The organism is Flagellimonas marinaquae (assembly GCF_023716465.1).
Taxonomy (GTDB): Bacteria; Bacteroidota; Bacteroidia; order Flavobacteriales; family Flavobacteriaceae; genus Flagellimonas; species Flagellimonas alginolytica.
Window position 1 is genome coordinate 1,496,944 of sequence record NZ_CP092415.1, and the last position, 19,144, is coordinate 1,516,087.

Annotated in this window: 17 protein-coding genes and 1 tRNA gene; 9 read left to right on the forward strand and 9 right to left on the reverse strand. The window is 38.3% G+C overall.

Annotated elements, in window-relative coordinates; translation table 11 throughout:
* Positions 1-352 precede the first annotated feature (352 nt).
* The 5 genes from MJO53_RS06770 to MJO53_RS06790 all read left to right on the forward strand — a co-directional run bounded on the left by MJO53_RS06770 (position 353) and on the right by MJO53_RS06790 (position 4,173).
* On the forward strand, positions 353-1,588 hold the full coding sequence (locus MJO53_RS06770; RefSeq protein WP_252080970.1) for a site-specific integrase: 1,236 nt from the start codon (positions 353-355) through the stop codon (positions 1,586-1,588).
* The gene (locus MJO53_RS06775; RefSeq protein WP_252080971.1) at positions 1,588-2,277 is read left to right on the forward strand and encodes a hypothetical protein; all 690 of its coding nucleotides are present in this window, start codon (positions 1,588-1,590) and stop codon (positions 2,275-2,277) included. The genes MJO53_RS06770 and MJO53_RS06775 overlap by 1 nt, the downstream gene beginning before the upstream one ends.
* 83 nt (positions 2,278-2,360) lie before the next feature.
* The gene (locus MJO53_RS06780; protein WP_252080972.1) at positions 2,361-2,663 is read left to right on the forward strand and encodes a helix-turn-helix domain-containing protein; all 303 of its coding nucleotides are present in this window, start codon (positions 2,361-2,363) and stop codon (positions 2,661-2,663) included.
* 573 nt (positions 2,664-3,236) lie between these two features.
* Positions 3,237-3,863 (forward strand): rolling circle replication-associated protein, encoded by a 627-nt coding sequence (locus MJO53_RS06785; RefSeq protein ID WP_252080973.1) that lies wholly within the window; start codon positions 3,237-3,239, stop codon positions 3,861-3,863.
* Positions 3,853-4,173: a hypothetical protein gene (locus MJO53_RS06790; protein ID WP_252080974.1), complete on the forward strand. Its 321-nt coding sequence runs from the start codon at positions 3,853-3,855 to the stop codon at positions 4,171-4,173. The genes MJO53_RS06785 and MJO53_RS06790 overlap by 11 nt, the downstream gene beginning before the upstream one ends.
* Before the next feature lie 56 nt (positions 4,174-4,229).
* On the opposite strand, the gene MJO53_RS06795 is transcribed toward MJO53_RS06790, so the two are convergent.
* The 6 genes from MJO53_RS06795 to mce all read right to left on the reverse strand — a co-directional run bounded on the left by MJO53_RS06795 (position 4,230) and on the right by mce (position 9,061).
* Positions 4,230-4,964, reverse strand: coding sequence for an HNH endonuclease (locus tag MJO53_RS06795; RefSeq protein WP_252080975.1), 735 nt, complete (start codon positions 4,962-4,964; stop codon positions 4,230-4,232).
* Between the two features lie 23 nt (positions 4,965-4,987).
* The gene (locus MJO53_RS06800; RefSeq protein ID WP_252080976.1) at positions 4,988-5,719 is read right to left on the reverse strand and encodes a hypothetical protein; all 732 of its coding nucleotides are present in this window, start codon (positions 5,717-5,719) and stop codon (positions 4,988-4,990) included.
* Positions 5,712-6,929 (reverse strand): AAA family ATPase, encoded by a 1,218-nt coding sequence (locus MJO53_RS06805; protein ID WP_252080977.1) that lies wholly within the window; start codon positions 6,927-6,929, stop codon positions 5,712-5,714. Before MJO53_RS06805 ends, MJO53_RS06800 begins: the two co-directional genes overlap by 8 nt.
* A 114-nt stretch (positions 6,930-7,043) precedes the next feature.
* Positions 7,044-8,201 carry a leucine-rich repeat domain-containing protein gene (locus tag MJO53_RS06810; RefSeq protein WP_252080978.1) on the reverse strand — a complete coding sequence of 386 codons (1,158 nt, stop codon included), beginning with the start codon at positions 8,199-8,201 and terminating at the stop codon, positions 7,044-7,046.
* 319 nt (positions 8,202-8,520) lie between these two features.
* A tRNA-Ile gene (locus MJO53_RS06815) sits at positions 8,521-8,594 on the reverse strand.
* A gap of 59 nt (positions 8,595-8,653) precedes the next feature.
* Positions 8,654-9,061 carry a methylmalonyl-CoA epimerase gene (gene mce / locus MJO53_RS06820; RefSeq protein WP_252080979.1) on the reverse strand — a complete coding sequence of 136 codons (408 nt, stop codon included), beginning with the start codon at positions 9,059-9,061 and terminating at the stop codon, positions 8,654-8,656.
* Between the two features lie 101 nt (positions 9,062-9,162).
* Between mce and rbfA the strand changes: the two genes are divergently transcribed.
* Positions 9,163-9,558 (forward strand): 30S ribosome-binding factor RbfA, encoded by a 396-nt coding sequence (gene rbfA / locus MJO53_RS06825; RefSeq protein ID WP_252080980.1) that lies wholly within the window; start codon positions 9,163-9,165, stop codon positions 9,556-9,558.
* A gap of 2 nt (positions 9,559-9,560) precedes the next feature.
* Positions 9,561-10,769: an ABC transporter permease gene (locus MJO53_RS06830; RefSeq protein WP_252080981.1), complete on the forward strand. Its 1,209-nt coding sequence runs from the start codon at positions 9,561-9,563 to the stop codon at positions 10,767-10,769.
* On the opposite strand, the gene dusB is transcribed toward MJO53_RS06830, so the two are convergent.
* On the reverse strand, positions 10,766-11,758 hold the full coding sequence (dusB, locus tag MJO53_RS06835; RefSeq protein ID WP_252080982.1) for a tRNA dihydrouridine synthase DusB: 993 nt from the start codon (positions 11,756-11,758) through the stop codon (positions 10,766-10,768). The two genes, MJO53_RS06830 and dusB, sit on opposite strands and share 4 nt — an antisense overlap.
* A 52-nt stretch (positions 11,759-11,810) precedes the next feature.
* Positions 11,811-14,231 carry an outer membrane beta-barrel family protein gene (locus tag MJO53_RS06840; protein ID WP_252080983.1) on the reverse strand — a complete coding sequence of 807 codons (2,421 nt, stop codon included), beginning with the start codon at positions 14,229-14,231 and terminating at the stop codon, positions 11,811-11,813.
* Positions 14,232-14,382: 151 nt separating this feature from the next.
* Between MJO53_RS06840 and lepA the strand changes: the two genes are divergently transcribed.
* Positions 14,383-16,179: a translation elongation factor 4 gene (gene lepA / locus MJO53_RS06845; RefSeq protein WP_224836001.1), complete on the forward strand. Its 1,797-nt coding sequence runs from the start codon at positions 14,383-14,385 to the stop codon at positions 16,177-16,179.
* A 24-nt stretch (positions 16,180-16,203) separates the two neighbouring features.
* Here the strand turns inward: lepA and MJO53_RS06850 are convergent, their stop codons facing one another.
* A complete protein-coding gene (locus MJO53_RS06850; RefSeq protein ID WP_224835998.1) occupies positions 16,204-18,051 on the reverse strand; it encodes a cation:proton antiporter in 1,848 nt (615 codons plus the stop codon).
* 221 nt (positions 18,052-18,272) lie between these two features.
* Between MJO53_RS06850 and MJO53_RS06855 the strand changes: the two genes are divergently transcribed.
* Entirely contained in the window at positions 18,273-19,139 is an 867-nt protein-coding gene (locus MJO53_RS06855; protein WP_252080984.1) for an MBL fold metallo-hydrolase, read from the forward strand.
* Positions 19,140-19,144: the final 5 nt, after the last annotated feature.

Here is a 19,144-nt window from a genome sequence, read left to right on the forward strand (position 1 = left end):
AAACCTGAAAAGGATAATTCTTGTTTGGAATACAACCGATGGGGCTTTGACTTCCTTTGTCCTATCGGGGGTATCCTGCAGGATTTCCCAGTAACTTGGTCGTTAAATCTAAAGCCGAGTATTAGAAAAACAAAACCCCTCCAAATCAAAGACTTAGAGAGGTTTTCCGTGGTCCCACCTGTACTCCATATATTTTTACTTCATCTTGCTCTAACTGATTGTATTTTATACATTTAATGTAGCGTTTATAGGGTTTTACAGATTAACCAAAAAAGGGTTTAATTAAACGTAATTAAAAATATTTGTCCCCTCTCTCGTCCCCTATGGGATTCTTGTTTCATATATTTGGGATATGCCAAACGCAAGATTTATCCTAAAAGAGCCAAACGCCAAAACTGAAACTTTGGTGTACTTGGTTTACGACTATCAGTACAAAAGATTTAAATATTCCACAGGGGAAAAAATAGACCCTAAATTTTGGAACAAGAAAAACCAAAGAGCAAAGGAAACAAGAAAGTTTCCACAATACCCTGAATTTAACGCAAGGTTGGATATGTTGGCAAACGGTATTAATACGGCTTTTAGAAAATTACTAAATGATGGTATTCAACCCAACAATGAAATTCTGAAGAAAGCTTTTTTGCAGGCCGTTGAGGGAAATGTTATTCAACCCGACAAAATCACTCTTCTAAATTTTATTGAAAAATATATTGATGAAAGCAAAACTTCAAAAAAAGAGGGGACCCTTAAGGCATATAAAACTGCATTTAGATATTTAAAAGAGTATTCTCAAAAGATTAAAAAGCCCTTAGATTTTGATACAATTACCTTAGAGTTCTATAATCAATATACTGGCTATCTAACCTATGAGCATAACTTATCAGCGAATACCGTTGGGAAACATATCAAGACTTTGAAAACGTTCTTAAATGAGGCAACAGACAGGGGTATTAATCAAAATATGGACTTTAAAAAAAGAAAGTTCAAAACCACTAGAGAAGAGTCAGACAGCATTTATCTCTCTGTCGATGAACTTAAAAATATAGAGAGTATAGATTTCTCGGACAGTCCAAGGCTAGATAAGGTTAGAGACCTTTTTCTCATTGGTTGCTTTACAGGTCTTCGTTTTTCTGACTTCACACAAATCAAACCAGAAAATATTGATTATGGCAAATCAATACTACAGATACGCACTCAAAAGACAGGTCAAAGAGTCTCTATTCCTTTGCACGCAACTGTAAAAAGAATACTAAAAAAGTATAACAATGAGTTGCCCAAAGCTTATGTAAATCAAGTAATGAATAAGTATTTAAAAGATGTTGCAAGTATTTCCGGGTTAAAACAACTGGTTCAAACCACTATAACAAAAGGCGGTAAAGTTCAGAAAAATAATTGTCCCAAATATGAGTTAGTGACTACACATACAGCTAGAAGAAGCTTTGCAACAAATCTTTATTTGGCAGATGTTCCAAGTATTTCCATCATGAAGATAACAGGACACAAAACTGAGCGTTCTTTTATGCAGTACATAAAAATATCTCAGGAAGAGAACGCTGATAAATTGTTGAACCACCCATTTTTTAATTAATGAACACCTACTTTTTCAAGCAACTACAATCCAATTTTCAAAAGGAACTGAATGAATCCACAAAAAAGCAGAATCTTATTGAGAATGAAATCAGGGAAATAGAACACTTTCTCGTGCCCAAAGTTTATCATCAACCCACTAATGTATTAGCGGGTGGAAGTGGGACGCCACCAGAAAGAGAAAGTTATCATGTATTCAGGGTTTCAATTCCAAAGGGATATCATCAATTATTTAGCAGGGCTTTCAAACAATTTGATATTAAGGGAAAGTTTGATTTTGAGCCTTTTCCGAATACACCTGAAAGCACCATTCAAAATTCAATGTTGGTAATTCAACAAGCCGAAGAATTCTCAAAATATTATTCTTGGTTAAAAGATTTGATTAATGGTTCAGAAAAAACAGGCTTTAGAAGTAAATTAAGCCATGCACAAAAGCTATTAGCGCTTCATTACTTAGGCTTGGATTTAAGAAATTATGATTACAGTAAATCAGCAAGAATATTGACTGAAGTATATGGGCAAAATTCAGCGGATATTAGAAAATTGATACCACATCTTACTGGTTCCAACAATAAAGTAATGAATGAAAAGAACATAAAAGGTGTTTTAAATCTTTTCAGAAGTATTGGTTTTACTGGAATTACAGAACAAATAGAATTGGATTTAGAAAAGAACACAAAAAAGTCCTAATATATCTGGGGGCACCCCAATGCCCACCCCAACCTACTTCCTGTTTCATCTTTACGCCATTATTAACGTAATATTTAATTAAGATGAAGCAAGTATTATTAACAACGCTGCAACTTGAAGACATCAAGAATGTAGTTCAAGAAGTTTTTGAAAACAATTTTTCAAAGCTAAACCCACCCAAACAAGAAATCAAGAATGTTCTGCTTTCCAGAAAGGAAACTGCAAAATTCTTGTGTATTTCTCTTCCAACTTTAAATGATTGGACAAAAACAGGAATTGTTAAAGCCCATCGAATAGGGAATAGGGTATTGTACAAAGAACAAGAGGTTATTCAGGCATTGAATGAAATCAAAACCTCAAAATCAGGAAGGGGGTCGTCATGTTAAAGAATAAAAATGACTACTCGGTGATTGTATTTTTTGAAGATGGAAGCAAACCCAAAAAATGGATGTATGTCCATAGCCTTTTTTGTTTCTCTAAATTCTTAGATAAAGAACATTCCAATTGGGAGTACATGAACGTTTATATCCGTCGCTCTGGGGATTTCCTCAAGCGATATATCCGCGGTCAGTTCATCCCCAATAAGCCGAAACCGTGAGTTTCCTTTTTTTTAACCTTTAAAATTATTTCCGCACAGCTATTCACCTTTAATAATAACCTTTAAATGGTATTTATAAATGTGCAACAATTCAGATTTTTAAAATTTTAGCATGATTGTAAAAAACACATACGGAACAAGTATACAATATAGCCCAAAAGCATTCGGGTATGTCCCAACACGGGAATTTGTGGGGTCTTCTCTTCTTCGCAAAAAGCAGCAACCAAAAGAGAAAAGGAAGAAAACTGATTCTAAAACTGATAAGGGTAATTCTGGATTGCCGAAACAACGAAGTCTTTCTCCACGTTCTAAACAGAAGATTAAAAGGAAAGTCGTTTGCTTTAGTAGATGCTATGACAAAATGAGTTTTGTTACCCTGACCTTTCTGAACAAAGTAGATGATGTACAAGCTGTAAAAATGCTCAAAAAGTTTTTGGACAATGCAAAAAAGAGGTTAGATGATTTCCAATATATCTGGGTAGCTGAACGTCAGGCAAAGAACGACGAGTTCAAAGGGAATGTTCATTTCCATATAATCACCAACAAATACTGGAAGATTGACAAATGGTGGGACTACTGGATTGATTTACAATTAAAAAATGGAATCAAGCCAAGGGATAAGAACTTTAAGCCCTCAAGTGCTTTTGATGTTAAGCGGTTAAACTCAAAAAATATAAAAGCAATTGGTACGTATGTAACCAAATATGTAACCAAGAACAAGGCAACGTTCCGTTGTCAAGTTTGGAACTGTTCTAAGGCCGTTTCTTTGATTAATACAGATTTCTATACCTCTCATGAGTTCTTGGAGAATTTTGAGCGTTTAAATGCCATTAGGGGTGTGTTCAAGGTCAAGGACAAATTAGGAGAAACCCTTATTACCGTAAAGAACATGGATTTGAATAGGCAGACCTTGCACCTTTATAGGAGACTTGACGAAAGGAATAAAGCAATAATTGAAAAATATATAACTAATAAAAATGCAAAATAACTTAATTGAAATTCAACCAAGAACGGGGGTTTTTTACACTTTGGATAAACAATCTATATTTTTGAACAGCAATATGTTAAAGAAACATACTGTTGATGTATCAGGGGTTCCAGGTTCAAATTTTAGTGTGGTAACATATGATTTGAATGATGAGATAGTACAGACTATTCTTAAAAATGGGATTGTTCCAGCTTGTCAAATCAAATATGGTTCATACAGTAAGATTGAATCCATTCAATCTAAATTTTTACAAGAAAAATTTGGTGCTTATCTAGCTAACATAGTATTGATGTGCTTGGAACAAAACTAGGTTAAATTAGTATTCTAACTAACAATTATAATAGCCCAGGTTTAAGTTTATCAACTTTATGACCTGGGCTTTTTATTGATTATTGCCTTTAATGCTTCTATGCTTAAAGTATTTATTTCTCTATGAAGCATCCTATGACAATTTGAACAAACTAACGCCAAATCTGATAGTTTAGTTTTTGAATTGGGTTCTAGTTCTGAAATAGGAGTGCGATGATGGCATTCGATAAATCCTTTTCCCAACTTCCCATAAGTTTGAAAAAAATCAAAAGAACACACCTCACAATCCAATTTTCCATTTTCCTTAAAATATTTGTCCTTTTTGACCTTTGTAATCTTAGGGTTGCGCTCTCTATATTTATGTAATTTATAAATTACCTCTCCTTCTCTAATTGAATCGAAATCTTCTTCTAGGTCTTCTATTGACAACAACTTATTTTTTAAACTTTTATCGCCTAAGGTCGTTTTAATTCTATTAGCAACAATTTTAAGTTCAGCCCTTTTTTTATAAAATTCTTCAAATACTTTTTTATCCAGTTGACTAAAAGAAGTCATTCCCTTTCTACCACTATCTGGGTCAATTGCCAAAAAGTTACTTAGTTTTAAGCTTACTCCATTTGGGTTCCTAAACGTTTTAGCATCAGGCCTAACTTCATGTAACGGCAAAGAATTAAGTAGTTCTGAAAGCTCGATAACCTTTGGGTTGCTATTATGTATTTGTCCCGGTTCTAGTTCAAAGTACAAGTTAAGTGTCAGTATGATTTCATCTCTATGCCATTTCGGATTTCTCATTAGCTGCAATTAAAAAATATCTGTTAATCTAAAAATTCTCCTGGTATTGATAACCTAACCGCGGGCATTGATCTAACCAACATTGTAAACGAGCTTCTTCTTGATAACAAATCCCTCAATTCTCTTCCTTTCTGTCCTTTTTCTTGAGACCCTTCTTCTGCTTGTTGCCATTCAATAATTTTATTTAAAATTGTGACATATTTTTTATGAATTGAATGGCGTAAATTATCTGTTCCCTTAATTGTTCTTTCATCATGGCCATTATGGATGCGGTTCAGTAAATTACACGTATTTGTCGTTTTTACACAGTTTTTGTCCCGAGCTTCAAAACCAGGGTCAAACCCATATATACTTAATGTATAAATTATTTGACTTTCAACATCATCATTAGGGTTGCTTGGGTCTAAATAACCTCCTTCCGGTGTCATTCTTGGCTTTAGCATATTAGAATAATGGTCTGCTGGAAATAGGTTCTCCCAACTATATCTTAAGTCTGGCCTTTCAGTTTTGGATATAAAATGTTCGACATCCATAATGGAAGCATTTTTAAACTTCAACTCTGTTAAATAACATTTAGCATGGAAATCAACACTAAAAGCTTCTAACAGGTCTGAGTTCCTATAATTTGCCGGGGGACTTGGCTTAGGGCCTCCTTGGGGATTGCTTAGGTAATCTGAAATATCTTCAATGTATTGTTGTATTTCTTCAGTTTCCAAAGAAGTTGGCGCCTCTTCTCTTCTGCTTACATTAATCATTCTTTTCCTTATTTCTAGCGGTTATTATTTGAGATTCAATTTCTAACCTAAGAGCGGGTGTCAAATACTTGTTGTTATTTTCAAGTATTTCATTAAGTGCATCATAATCTTTATTTTTTACAGCATCGTTAACCTTTTCAATTATTTCGTCTGCAATAGGGGAATATTCGTTGTCAAGTCCAAAATGGCTAATCATAAGCTCTGAAAAACTGCTCCCAAGTATCCAATCGGACACTTCTTCCTTAGTGGTTAAATCATAAACTATTGCGTTTTCTGCGCTCGATATGATTGCAGGAGAATGTGTTGCTATTATTAATTGGATGTTTGGGAATAAACTTGAGATTATTGGTAATATATTATACTGTAATGACAAATGAAGGTGGGTCTCTGGTTCATCAATTAAAACAATCCCTTTTGGATTTAGTGAGTAATCCCCTTCTATTTTTCTAATCAGATCAATCCGAATCATAAGGTCCATTATGATGTTGAAAAATGCTGAAAAACCATCTGAAAGCTGGTTAAATGTAATTCTCCTAGAGTCTTTTAAGATTATGTAAAACTCAAACTCTTCTTGCACAAATTCTAACCGAAGACTAGAATCTTCAAAAATATATCCTAATGCGCTTGTTAACTTTTCGAAAAACTTTTGGCTCTGTTTAATTTTTTCCGTTTCAGAGCCCATATAATTGAATGCCTCGTAAACTTTTTTATTGACCAAATACTGTTTTAGTCTTTTAGTGAAATTTTCATTTGGTGTTCCGTTTTTCAATTGTGAAATGAAATTATCTTCCCTTGTTACGGTCTCTACGTTTAACAGTTCCACTTTTCTATTTGCCTTGTAAAAATAGATGACGGTCTTTTCAATATCATCTTTTGGGGGGGGTGGAAATGATGTAAAAGGACTTAAAAAGTTAATTTCAACATCCTGAATTTTCTCTAATCTTTCATTTAAAGACTTAATATTTCTGTGATTAGGGTTTGCATGTATGGTCCTTTTCAACTTATTAATGGCATCTTGCTGTAAAGTGCCTTTTTGTATAATTTCACTTAGAACATGATGAATCCTGCTAAGAATTGTTGTTTTACCAGACCCATTTTTGCCAGTTAATATTATATGCTTAAACGTATCAAGACTCTTATTTGGGATTTTAAAATCTTTATGGGTATAGCAGTTATTTACCTTTAATTGCGAGATATAATTGAACTTCATAACTGTATTTAATGGTTATATTTTTTAAAATCTATTTTTATTATAATCCTCCCTCCCTAATTTTTATCTAATGAGATTATCTGAATGATTTGAATCAATCAAACGCAGATTATATTATTCTTTTAAAATTTTATCTACTGTTAGAGCCAAATCCACCAAAATTTTATTCTGCTCATGTGTTGCCAAACAACTCAAAGGTTTATTAGGATCATTTAATGCTTGAAAAATAGAAACAGAATCAACTTTTGTGAAAAGAGAATATTCTACAATAACAGGCAAAATCTTTGTCCCGTATTCTTTTGCATTCTGCAGTATTTTAGGAACCTCTTCATCCTTGATAAAATCCGAAGCTAAAAAATCAGTAGAAATAAGTAATATAGCTATCCCTGACTTTTCCAAAGCGGACTTAATTTCTTCTTTCCAATTTTGCCCTGCATTAATTTTCGTGTCATCCCATACCGTAAAACCAATATCATTATGGTTTTCCAAAGCCTTCAAATGTTTCTGAACCTTTTCCAACCATGTTTTATCCGCATGTGCGTAGCTTATAAAAATATTTTGACTATTGACCTTTTTGGTGGGCTTCTTCAATAATTTTGATGGCCTCCCAGATGAAGCTTTACTCATATGTAGGTTTTCTTCAATCATTTTTTGTAAATAAGGCAAGCTATTTCCTCTTATAGTTGATAGCGTTATATAATTTCTAGATACTTCACTACTACTAATTTTAGGACCATAAGAATATACTTGTTTCAGGTTCCTTCCTAGTTTAATTTTTTCCAAATCAAACTCTGTAACATTTAATCTGTTAATCCAAAGGCTTTTCAAGCTATCAAGATTAAAAACATCATATGGAATGGTTTCAAAGCTATTGCCCGAAATATTTATTTCTTCTAACTTTTTGTTCTCTTGAAGCTCAATAGGTAGGGTTTTAAGGTCATTATTCGACAACATTAAGTGAGTCAGTTTCTGTAATAACTTAATCTGCCTTGGTATGGATTTTATCCTATTATTATTGAGATTGAGTCGTTTAAGCCTTTCTAGCGAGCAAAGCTTTGAATAAAACTGAGTAATTTCATTATTTGCTAAGTCCAAGGTTTCTAATCTATATAGCTTAATAACTTCTTTGGGAATTATGCTAATCCTATTGTTACTTAGATTTAGTGATTTTAGGTTCTTTAATCCTAGGATTTCTTCAGGAAATTTTGTCAAACCTTGATTAGACAAATCTAGTTTTGATATAAATGGAGATGGTATAACAACCTTACTCATGGCAAATCATATTATCTTTTAAAAATACATTTTAATATGTATATTGGTTTTGTCCAATTGGAGGAATTGGGATAAATAAATTAACATATGGGGATAAACATGTCCAAGATACTGGACCGGGAGACCCGTTTTGTCAACATATGTCGCTTCGGCAACCTCACAAAAAGTAACTTAAGTTATCGCCCGAGCCGGTCAAAAATGACCACTCGGGTTTTTTTGGTTCCTATCCAAAAAAGAATGATTCGCCCCCTTATTCATCCCCTTAAAAGAAAAAAGCCTCGTAAATCATTGATTTACAAGGCCTTTACATTAATAAAAGTGGTCCCACCTGGGCTCGAACCAGGGACCCCCTGATTATGAGTCAGGTGCTCTAACCAGCTGAGCTATAGGACCCGCATTTTGCGGATGCAATATTAGTGTTTATTTTTCTTCAGCGCAAGGATTTAACCGTTCTACCCCTCTTTTATTTCTTGACATAGCTCCACCAGCACCCCATTGGTGCCCTTTGGATGCAAAAACACCACCAGTTTGTTGTCCGCACCTTTTTTAGGGGTTTCGTTCAAAACAGTAAAACCTTCATTTTTTAAACGATCAATTTCGGATGCAATATCCTCCACTGCAAAAGCAATATGGTGGATGCCCTCTCCCTTCTTCTCCAGATACTTGGCAATAGGGCTGTCGGGCTTGGTAGCTTCCAACAATTCTATCTTATTGGGCCCGGATTTAAAAAAAGAGGTTTTTACCCCTTCCGAGGCCACCTCTTCAATTTTGTAGTGCGGTACACCCAACAGCTTTTCGAAAAGCTTGTTCGATGTCTCCAAATCTTTCACCGCAATTCCAATATGTTCAATTTTTTCCATAGGAAATGTAATTTGCCTTAATTTTCTGCCTTTTTTCAAAATTAAGCACTGTAATCGGTTCATAAAGTGAGGTTAGTCATTAATTCGCTTATTTTTGTACCATGGAGGAAACACAACGACAAAAAAAGATAGCAGGAATCATTCAAAAAGACCTGGCCGATATTTTACAACGTGCCGCTACCGATGGTGGCCTTAAGGGAACTTTGATCTCTGTATCCAAGGTTTACGTTACTGTGGACTTATCATTGGCCAAAGCTTATGTAAGTATTTTTCCGAACAAGGGTGCCAAAGAATTATTGGAGGGCATCAAAGAGAGCCAAGTGGCCATTCGCCACGAACTTGCTCAGCGAACAAAGCACCAACTTAGACGTGTACCAGAACTCAATTTTTATCTGGACGATTCCTTGGAGTATATTGAAGGAATCGAAAAATCCTTAAAAGGGGAAGAAAACCCAATAGAGAACAGAGACTTGCTCGATAAACGTAAGAAATCCTGATTTTGAACTTTCCGCTTTATATCGCAAAACGTTACTTACGGTCCAAAAGCAGTCAAAATGCGGTAAATATCATCAATTTTATTACTTTTTTGGTGATTGTGATCGGTTCCGCGGCCCTTTTTATCGTTCTTTCCGCTTTTGCCGGTCTAAAAACGTTCAGTCTTTCTTTTTCCAACACATTTGATCCCGACCTCAAAGCTTCTCCCTCTATTGGAAAGCATTTTTCAATTTCTGCGGACGAAGAATCTGCCCTGAGCCATATTGAAGGTTTGGCCAGCTTTTCCAAAGAACTGGAAGAACGGGCTTACCTTACCTATAAAGAAAAAAGTACCATTGCCTACATTAAGGGGGTGGATCAAAATTATCGCAATGTTACCGGTGTGGACAGCACTTTAATTTTTGGTAATTGGGGCTCGGATTTATTCAATGGTGTTATTGGCATCGGAATCTATAACTTACTGGGTGTGCCTATCAATAATCGTTCGGCCATGGAGGTTTTGGTCCCAAAACCTGGCGAAGGCTCCTTTTCCCAACAAGGGTTTATTAATCCCAAACCTTATGATGATATTGCCTTGGTGGTGAGCGGTGTTTTTGCTGTGGAGGAAACATTGGACAAAAAATACGTTTTTGCACATCTTCCCGTAGTACAGGAATTATTACAAAAAGATAGTACGGATATATCTGGCATCAATTTTAAATTGATGGAGAATGCCTCGGCAGAAGATGTCAGGAATTCCATTGTTGGGATTTTGGGGGATAAGGTTTCGGTTTTAACGCGCAGGGAGCAGAACACCTCTTTATATCGGATGCTCAACACCGAAAATTTAGCAACTTATTTGATTTTTACCCTAGTACTGATTATTGCTCTGTTTAATGTAGTTGGGGCCATTATTATGATGATTTTGGACAAACAACAGAACTCCAAAACACTATATAGCTTGGGCACAACCATTAAAGAATTGCGTCGAATCTATTTTATCCAAGGCTTATTGGTCACCTCTTTTGGCGGGCTGATCGGTGTACTGATCGGTTCCTTGTTGATTGTTTCACAATTGGTTTTTGGTTGGCTTAAAATTACGCCCTCTTTGGCCTATCCGGTGGAATTTAATGCCCTCAACGTATTGATCGTGGTCGGAACCATTGTGGTTCTGGGCTTTATTTCTTCAAAAATTGCGAGTAGCCGAATCAACGAAAAATTGATTTCCGCTTAAGCGAACTGGTAATCCCCAAATTTTTCCTGAACCTCGTCAAAAGCGGCAAAAACATCTGCGGCATCGTCACTGGTTACCATCTTCATCCGGTATTCCTTAAAGTGTGGAATCCCTTTAAAATAGTTGGTATAATGTCTTCGTGTTTCAAAAACGCCCAGTTTTTCGCCCTTCCAATCAATAGCCATTTGCAAATGCCTGCGCGCGGAATCGACCCTTTCCTGCATTGTTGGGGGGGCTAAATGCTCTCCTGTTTCGAAAAAATGTTTTACTTCCTTAAAAAACCAAGGGTAACCAATACTTGCCCTACCTATCATGGCTCCGTCCAACCCAAACTCGTCGCGCATTTTTACGGCAGCTTCGGGCGTGTCCACATCGCCATTGCCAAATACGGGAATATGCATCCTTTGGTTGTTCTTTACCTGTGCAATGGGTTTCCAGTCGGCCTCGCCCTTGTACATCTGTACACGGGTACGCCCATGGATAGAGATTGCTTTAATACCAACATCTTGCAAACGCTCGGCCACCTCAACAATTTTGATGGAGCTGTTGTCCCATCCCAATCGGGTTTTTACCGTTACGGGCAAATGGGTCCTTTTCACAATTTCTTCGGTAAGTTTCACCATTAAGGGAATATCGCGTAAAATTCCGGCACCTGCATTTTTACACACTACCTTTTTTACCGGGCAGCCAAAATTGATGTCAATGATATCCGGGTTGGATGCTTCCACAATATCCACAGCTTGGAGCATAGAATCCAATTCGGCGCCAAAAATCTGGATGCCCACAGGGCGTTCTTTTTCGTAAATGTCCAGTTTAATCACGCTTTTTGCGGCATCCCGAATCAACCCTTCCGAAGAAATAAACTCGGTATAGACCACATCGGCGCCCTGTTCCTTGCAAAGTTTGCGGAAAGGAGGGTCGCTCACATCTTCCATCGGAGCTAAAAGAAGCGGAAAATCAGGTAGTTCTATGTTTCCAATTTTTGGCAAATCCTACTGTTTTTTGGACTGCAAAAGTACAAAATAGCTTAAAACCAAAAAGCTAGTTCGGTGATTGCAGTCGATCGCGCTCTTTTTTATCGATGCCGCGTTCGTTATCCTCCAACCTAAAGTTTCCGAAATTATAGGTAAATCCAAAGCGGATAAATTGAGTCTCAGGCCGTCTTCGGTAAAAGTTGTCCTGATTCAAATACTTAGAGCGGTAAGTGGGAACATATTGTTCCAAAATATCCTCAGCGGCAAGCGATACTGTAACTTTATTATCAAAGAGGGTCTTTCTTAAGCCTATGGTAAGATTGAATTGTTCATCCGACACATATGATCCAAAAAGAAACTTGGAAACATAGGTGCCCGCTATCTCTCCCGTAAAGGTACCATCTTTGGAAAGGGTTAAATAATTCCCCAAATAGGCATAAACGCCATTAACTTCGTTTGTGTACGGAACATTGCCACTTTCTTCGGCCAAAAAGGTCTCTTCTTCGTGAAAAAGGGACGTATAAGCATACATAAACCAAGCTGGGGCAATGGATTTGCTCAAGGTAAAGTCCAGCCCGTAGGACTTACTGTCCAAAACATTCTGTTTGAATTCTACCAAGGTTTGGTTTTGGTTATCCTGAAACACCAAATAGGCAATATTACTGCCATTGTCACGATAGTACACGTCGAAGAAAAACTCACTGTTCAGGGTGTAATTAAAATTGAAGTTGTTGCTGAAGCTCGGTCTCAAGCTTGGATTTCCTTCTTCAAAATCATTCTCGTTGTAAAAAAATCGAAAAGGGTTCAGATCGTTGTACTTGGGCCGGTTTATATTTCTTCCATAATCAAACGCAAAGCTATGTTTGTCAGATGGCGAATACAGCAAATAAACCGATGGAAAGGGTTCAAAAAAGTCTTGGGTGTTGGTTTCGTCCAAGGTAATCGAATTCCCTTTGGCCTTGGTAAGCTCCCCACGAACACCAAGTTTCATGGACCATTTCTCCCAGTTTTTTACTAAGCTCATATAAGCCGCGTAAACATCTTCATCATAAATATATCTGTCGGATTTGGATGCGTCCACGGTGTTGCTCGATCCATTGAAATTGAAAAAGTCCATAGTGTTCTCCGAAGTAATCGAAGATAGCTTGGCCCCGGATTCAAAAGACATACTGCCAATAGGTGTAGAATAGTCCAGTTGTCCGGTAAAAATCTTTATCTCTTGATCGGAATCGGTATCAAATCCAAAATCCCTTAAAAAGGAACCGTTGGCATCAAAATAACTGGTGGACAGTCGTTGAAACATTTCTCCATTGAAGTACGTATAATGTCCATTTGCTCTAATCTGCGCGCCCTCCTTCTTTAATTTATGCACATAGGTAAGATCAAAGGCCAAGTTGGTATTGTCCAAATTAGAGCCGTTTCTCGTGGCAAAGGTGGAATCTAATTGTGCCTGTGCATTTCCCATATCGGTGTTTAGAATAGTTTCCTGCTCTTGATCTAGGTTAAACAGTAAATTGGAGGTTACATTCAGGCTGTTTTGAGCATCGAAAGTATAATCCAGGATAAAACTCGCATTTTGCGATTGCGATCTATTGGTTTGATCATAGTCAGTATCCCAAACAGAGAAAACGGCATCACTACTATCTATAAAATTGATGCCCTTGTTCGTTTTGTTGATTTCCTTTTGGGGGTTGATGGTGTAATTGGCAAACAAATTAAGCTTATCCGTTTTGTAATAATGGCTTGTACCTATGCTAAACTTGGGAAAAACGGCTTGAGTGAAGGTTCCGTTTACACTGCCCTTATATCCCGGCACAATGTTTTTACTCGTTACAATGTTCAAAATTGGGCCGCCCTCGGCATCGTAACTTGCCGGAGGATTGGCAATAACCTCTACCGATTTAATATTTGTTCCCGACAAGCCCTGTAGCAAATCTTGTACCTCCTGTCCAGATAACTGAACCTTCCTGTCGTTCAAGTAAACTGTTGCGTTCTGTCCACGAATCAACAATTGATCTTGATTTACGATGACTCCGGGCGTATTTTTTAGAATATCCCAAGATGTGCCCTGGGAGACCACTGTGTTTTCCACCGAAAAGACAAGTCTGTCCGGCAATCGTTGTAGCTTTGGCCTTTGAGCGGTGACTACCACTTCCTCCAGTTCGTTGTCCGATAAGGGAATGATCAATGCCCCTAGGGAAACATCGGTGGTAATATCCAAAGCCCTGGGTTCCGAGCCCCTCCCTACATAGCTTGCCTGTAAAAGATAAAGATCGGGTGCAACCTCAACAAGTTCAAAAAAACCTTCGTCGTTGGCAGAAGTCCCTTGAACAAAAGTGGAGTCGATCGCTCGAAGCAATAAAATATTGGCATATGGAACAATCTGGTTTTGCTCGTCCACAACCTTGCCTGTAACCTTATAGGTTTGTCCGTAAGTACAGCATATAGCAAAGAGTACCCATAAAATGGCAATGGTCAGGTTCTTCATTCGAGGTTTGGGTTGAACCTCAAATCTAAGAAATTATTTTTGAGGAATATAGGAGTCGATTTTTCTTATTTGTAAAAATGCATTTACAGGTATATAAAACAACTATATTTGCAGTTGATTATATCCCATTTTTGGGTATGTTATAGTTGATATGGAGAAGATCAGGAATTTTTGCATCATTGCGCACATAGACCATGGTAAAAGTACCTTGGCAGACCGTTTGTTGGACTTTACCGGTTCGGTCACCGAACGCGAAAAACAAGACCAGTTATTGGACAATATGGATTTGGAACGCGAACGTGGCATAACCATAAAAAGCCACGCCATCCAAATGGAGTACGTGCACAACGGAGAAAAATATGTGCTTAACCTGATCGATACTCCCGGGCACGTGGATTTCTCCTACGAAGTCTCCCGATCCATTGCCGCATGTGAGGGTGCACTTTTAGTGGTAGATGCCGCGCAGAGCATTCAGGCACAGACCATTTCCAACCTCTATCTTGCGCTGGAAAATGATCTGGAAATAATTCCCGTACTCAACAAAGTTGATTTACCAAGCGCCAATCCTGAAGAGGTTACCGATGATATTGTGGATCTTTTAGGGTGCTCCCCAGAAGATGTAATTCCTGCAAGTGCAAAAACAGGCCTCGGTATCCAAGACATATTAACAGCAATAATAGAACGTGTTCCTGCCCCAAAAGGCAACCCCAATGAGTCGCTTCAAGCTCTTGTTTTTGATTCTGTTTATAACCCGTTCAGAGGGGTGGAAACTTATTTTAGGGTCGTAAACGGAGAAATTACCAAAGGACAGAAAATTAAATTTGTCGCCACCGGAAAGTCTTATGAGGCCGATGAAATCGGAACCTTAAAATTGACCCAGGTGCCAAAAAAGAAAATTTCCACAGGAGATGTGGGCTATTTGATCACCGGCATCAAAGATGCCCGAGAAGTTAAAGTGGGTGATACCATTACGGATTCTGCACATCCCACCAAAAACCCGATTGGAGGGTTTGAGGATGTAAAACCTATGGTTTTTGCCGGTATTTACCCTGTTGACACCGAAGATTTTGAAGATTTGCGTTCTTCCATGGAAAAACTACAGTTGAACGACGCCTCTTTGGTATTTACCCCGGAGAGCAGTGCCGCATTGGGCTTTGGTTTCCGATGTGGGTTCCTGGGCATGTTGCACATGGAAATTATACAGGAACGTTTGGAACGTGAGTTCGATATGACGGTAATAACCACGGTGCCCAACGTGAGCTACCATGCATACACCACCAAAGGTGATGAAAAACCAATTATCGTAAACAACCCTTCCGACCTGCCCGACCCTTCGACCATAGATCGGGTAGAAGAACCGTACATTAAAGCGACCATTATCACAAAAGCTGATTTTGTGGGCAACGTAATGTCGCTCTGTATCGAGAAACGCGGGCAAATCGTTAACCAAACCTATTTGACCACCGAACGTGTAGAGTTGATTTTTGATATGCCCTTGGCAGAAATCGTATTTGATTTTTACGACCGTTTAAAAACTGTATCCAAAGGCTATGCCTCTTTTGATTATTCCCCGATCGGAATGCGCCAATCAAAACTGGTAAGGGTAGATATTTTGTTGAACGCCCAACCCGTAGATGCGCTTTCCGCTTTGGTTCACTTTGACAACGCCTACCATATTGGTAAAAAGATGTGCGAAAAACTGAAAGAGTTGATTCCAAGACAGCAATTCGACATCCCGATACAGGCGGCCATTGGTTCCAAGATCATTTCCAGGGAGACCATTAAAGCATTGCGTAAAGACGTTACCGCAAAATGTTACGGTGGGGACATTTCCCGTAAGCGTAAGCTATTGGAAAAGCAGAAAAAAGGTAAAAAACGAATGCGCCAAGTAGGTAATGTGGAAATCCCACAACAAGCTTTTATGGCCGTTCTAAAGTTGAATGATTAACTGGGAAAGTTAAAGGTTTTTAAGCTATTCTTCCGCCCCATTATCCACATCGGCTTCCAATATTTTACCAAGGTAAACCAATTTATAGCCTTCTCCTTTAGGGGAGAAATCCTTACTGTTGGCAGGTATTATATCAATACTACCACTAGGTGATTTGGTGAACAGCGGAACTATATCCCTCATCTTTTTGGTGATGTCGATCAAGCTATCGTAATGTTCCTTGTTCTTAAGGTCAATTTCATGGATGGTAGGATGTTTCCGAACGGTATCCATCAATTGAATAAAATCATCGGTGTGGGAAAACAGTCCTTCTTTTGGGTTGTTCTCCGGATCGTTGACTTCCTCTGTGTTCACCAAACGGAAAGCGCCGTTCTCCCCAAACTGTTTCTGAAACTTATTAATCGCAAATTTGTTAATGTCCGAGTTGCCGGTCAACGCCATGAGATAGCCCATGTCGTTCAACTCGATATTGTCGGTTAGCGAATCAGAAAAAATGTTGGCCGTAATCGCTTCCATACCAAGCTTTTTGGCTTTTTCCACATTGTTCTGGTTGTTATCGATCAGAACAACATGCCTATTGTTCTTTCTAAGGTAATTCCCTATTAGCCTGGAGAGCTTGGATGCGCCGATAATCAGAATGCCTTCAGATTTTTTCAAGAAGACGCCCACAAGTTTTGCAAAAAACCTTGCGGTGGTAGCGTTCAACAAAACGGTGCCCAAAACAATCATAAACACCAATGGGGTAATGTATTCTGCACCGGGCTCCCCCCTTTGCATCAGTTTAGAACCAAAAAGAGAGGCAATACCAGCAGCAACGATACCTCTTGGCCCCACCCAGCCGATAAATAGCTTCTCGTTAAATTTTAAATTGGATCCCTGCGAACTTAAAAATACACCCAAAGGCCGTATTATAAATACAATTACGGCAAATAGAGCTACCGTGTTCCAGGTATAGATCAGTTCCAAATCGCTCATATTGATGTTGGCCGCCAACAAAATAAATAAGATAGAGATCAGCAGAACACTAAGAGATTCCTTAAAATAGAGCAGTTCCTTTAAATTGGGGAGGTTCATGTTCCCCATAACCATTCCCATTACCACAACGGCCAATAGTCCCGACTCGTGTGCAAACAGGTCGGACTCTACGTAAACCAACAATACTGTTGATAAAGAAACCACGTTCAACAAATAATGGGGTATAAAATTTCTTTTTATGGCAAAGGCAAGTGCATGGGCAAACGTAAACCCGAATGTGGTTCCGAACAAAATAATCTTGCCGAACTCAATCAAAGCCGTTTGGGTAAATGCCTGTCCTTCCCCAACACTTATAAACTCAAAAACCAATACAGCAACGAGCGCGCCTATAGGGTCTATCAAAATTCCTTCCCATTTTAGAACGGCCGACACATCTTTTTTAAGGGGGATGTTCCGTAGAATTGGTGTGATCACAGTTGGTCCCGTAACAATGATCAAACCGGAGAACAAAAAGGAAATTTGCCACGATAACCCGAAAATATAATGTGCGGCCACACCAGCTCCAAAGAAAGTCACAATGGTTCCAATGGTTATCAATTTTGTGATTACCGGACCAACATTTGATATCTCTGCCCTTTTAAGAGTAAGTCCTCCCTCGAATAGGATTACACTAATGGCCAAAGAAACAAAATAGTAGAGTCCCTCCCCCGGGAATAGGCCTTTATTGCCGTTCCAAATAGGTTCTATAAGTTTAGATCCGTCTTCAGTGTACAGGGTGGCAATGGGGCCAACCAACAAACCTATTAAAATAAGGGGTAGAATCGCAGGCAGTTTAAAGCGCCAAGCTACCCATTGTGCAATAATGCCAAGAATTATAATTCCCGCAAGTTCGACCATGGTGCAAGTTTTGCGGAAATTTAATGTTTTTCTTTTAGATTATCGTTCCGCTCTAATCGCCACAATCGAAATCGGGTCAAATGCCGATGTCGATTTGAGCAGATTCAAGGAGCGAATGTATTACCATGAACCCTTTTTTGTTAAAATACGGCTAATAAATCTTTATTTTTTCGGCAATTGGGTGGGGCTTTTCTTATTTTGCAGACCATTTTATTTTCTACATGACAATTTATCCCATAGAAACAGGAAATTTTAAATTGGACGGCGGTGCTATGTTCGGTGTAGTGCCCAAATCCATATGGAATAAAACAAATCCTGCCGATGCCAATAACATGATCGACCTTGCAGCTCGCTGTCTTTTGATTGAAGACGGTGAACGTCTTATTTTGATCGACAATGGCCTGGGCAACAAGCAGTCAGAAAAGTTTTTTGGTTACTATTATCTCTGGGGCGATCATTCCTTGGACAAATCCTTAAAAAATGTCGGATTTCATCGTGATAATGTAACCGATGTTTTCTTGACCCACCTACATTTTGACCATTGTGGTGGAAGCATTCAATGGAACAAGGATCGAACAGGATACGAGCCAGCTTTTAAAAATGCACGCTTTTGGACCAATAAAGACCACTGGGAGTGGGCCACAAAACCCAATGCAAGGGAAAAGGCCTCCTTTTTAAAAGAAAATCTAATCCCTATGCAGGAAAGTGGTCAACTCCATTTTATTGATCGAAAAGAAAGTTCCTTTTTGCAAGAATCCGAGCTTGGATTTGGAATCCATTTTGTAGATGGACATACGGACAAACAAATGCTGCCACATTTAAATTATAAAGGAAAGACCATGGTTTTTGCGGCTGACTTGATTCCTACGGTGGGACATATACCCCTACCCTATGTAATGGGCTACGATACACGGCCATTGTTAACACTACAGGAAAAGGCTTCATTTTTGGAAAAAGCCGTAGACAATGATTGGCTATTACTGTTCGAACACGATGCCCATAACCAGATCTGTTCCCTGAAAAGAACCGAAAAGGGAGCCCGTTTGGACCAGCTTTTCTCTTACAACGAATTGTTCAACACACAATAAATCCT

Coding starts and splice junctions, on each gene's coding strand:
- MJO53_RS06770 (WP_252080970.1), top strand. CDS start 353: ATGCCAAACGCAAGATTTATCCTAAAAGAGCCAAACGCCAAAACTGAA.
- MJO53_RS06790 (WP_252080974.1), top strand. CDS start 3,853: ATGCAAAATAACTTAATTGAAATTCAACCAAGAACGGGGGTTTTTTAC.
- MJO53_RS06850 (WP_224835998.1), bottom strand. CDS start 18,051: ATGGTCGAACTTGCGGGAATTATAATTCTTGGCATTATTGCACAATGG.
- MJO53_RS06840 (WP_252080983.1), bottom strand. CDS start 14,231: ATGAAGAACCTGACCATTGCCATTTTATGGGTACTCTTTGCTATATGC.
- rbfA (WP_252080980.1), top strand. CDS start 9,163: ATGGAGGAAACACAACGACAAAAAAAGATAGCAGGAATCATTCAAAAA.
- MJO53_RS06785 (WP_252080973.1), top strand. CDS start 3,237: ATGAGTTTTGTTACCCTGACCTTTCTGAACAAAGTAGATGATGTACAA.
- MJO53_RS06800 (WP_252080976.1), bottom strand. CDS start 5,719: ATGATTAATGTAAGCAGAAGAGAAGAGGCGCCAACTTCTTTGGAAACT.
- MJO53_RS06855 (WP_252080984.1), top strand. CDS start 18,273: ATGACAATTTATCCCATAGAAACAGGAAATTTTAAATTGGACGGCGGT.
- MJO53_RS06810 (WP_252080978.1), bottom strand. CDS start 8,201: ATGAGTAAGGTTGTTATACCATCTCCATTTATATCAAAACTAGATTTG.
- MJO53_RS06775 (WP_252080971.1), top strand. CDS start 1,588: ATGAACACCTACTTTTTCAAGCAACTACAATCCAATTTTCAAAAGGAA.
- MJO53_RS06795 (WP_252080975.1), bottom strand. CDS start 4,964: ATGAGAAATCCGAAATGGCATAGAGATGAAATCATACTGACACTTAAC.
- MJO53_RS06780 (WP_252080972.1), top strand. CDS start 2,361: ATGAAGCAAGTATTATTAACAACGCTGCAACTTGAAGACATCAAGAAT.
- MJO53_RS06805 (WP_252080977.1), bottom strand. CDS start 6,929: ATGAAGTTCAATTATATCTCGCAATTAAAGGTAAATAACTGCTATACC.
- mce (WP_252080979.1), bottom strand. CDS start 9,061: ATGGAAAAAATTGAACATATTGGAATTGCGGTGAAAGATTTGGAGACA.
- lepA (WP_224836001.1), top strand. CDS start 14,383: ATGGAGAAGATCAGGAATTTTTGCATCATTGCGCACATAGACCATGGT.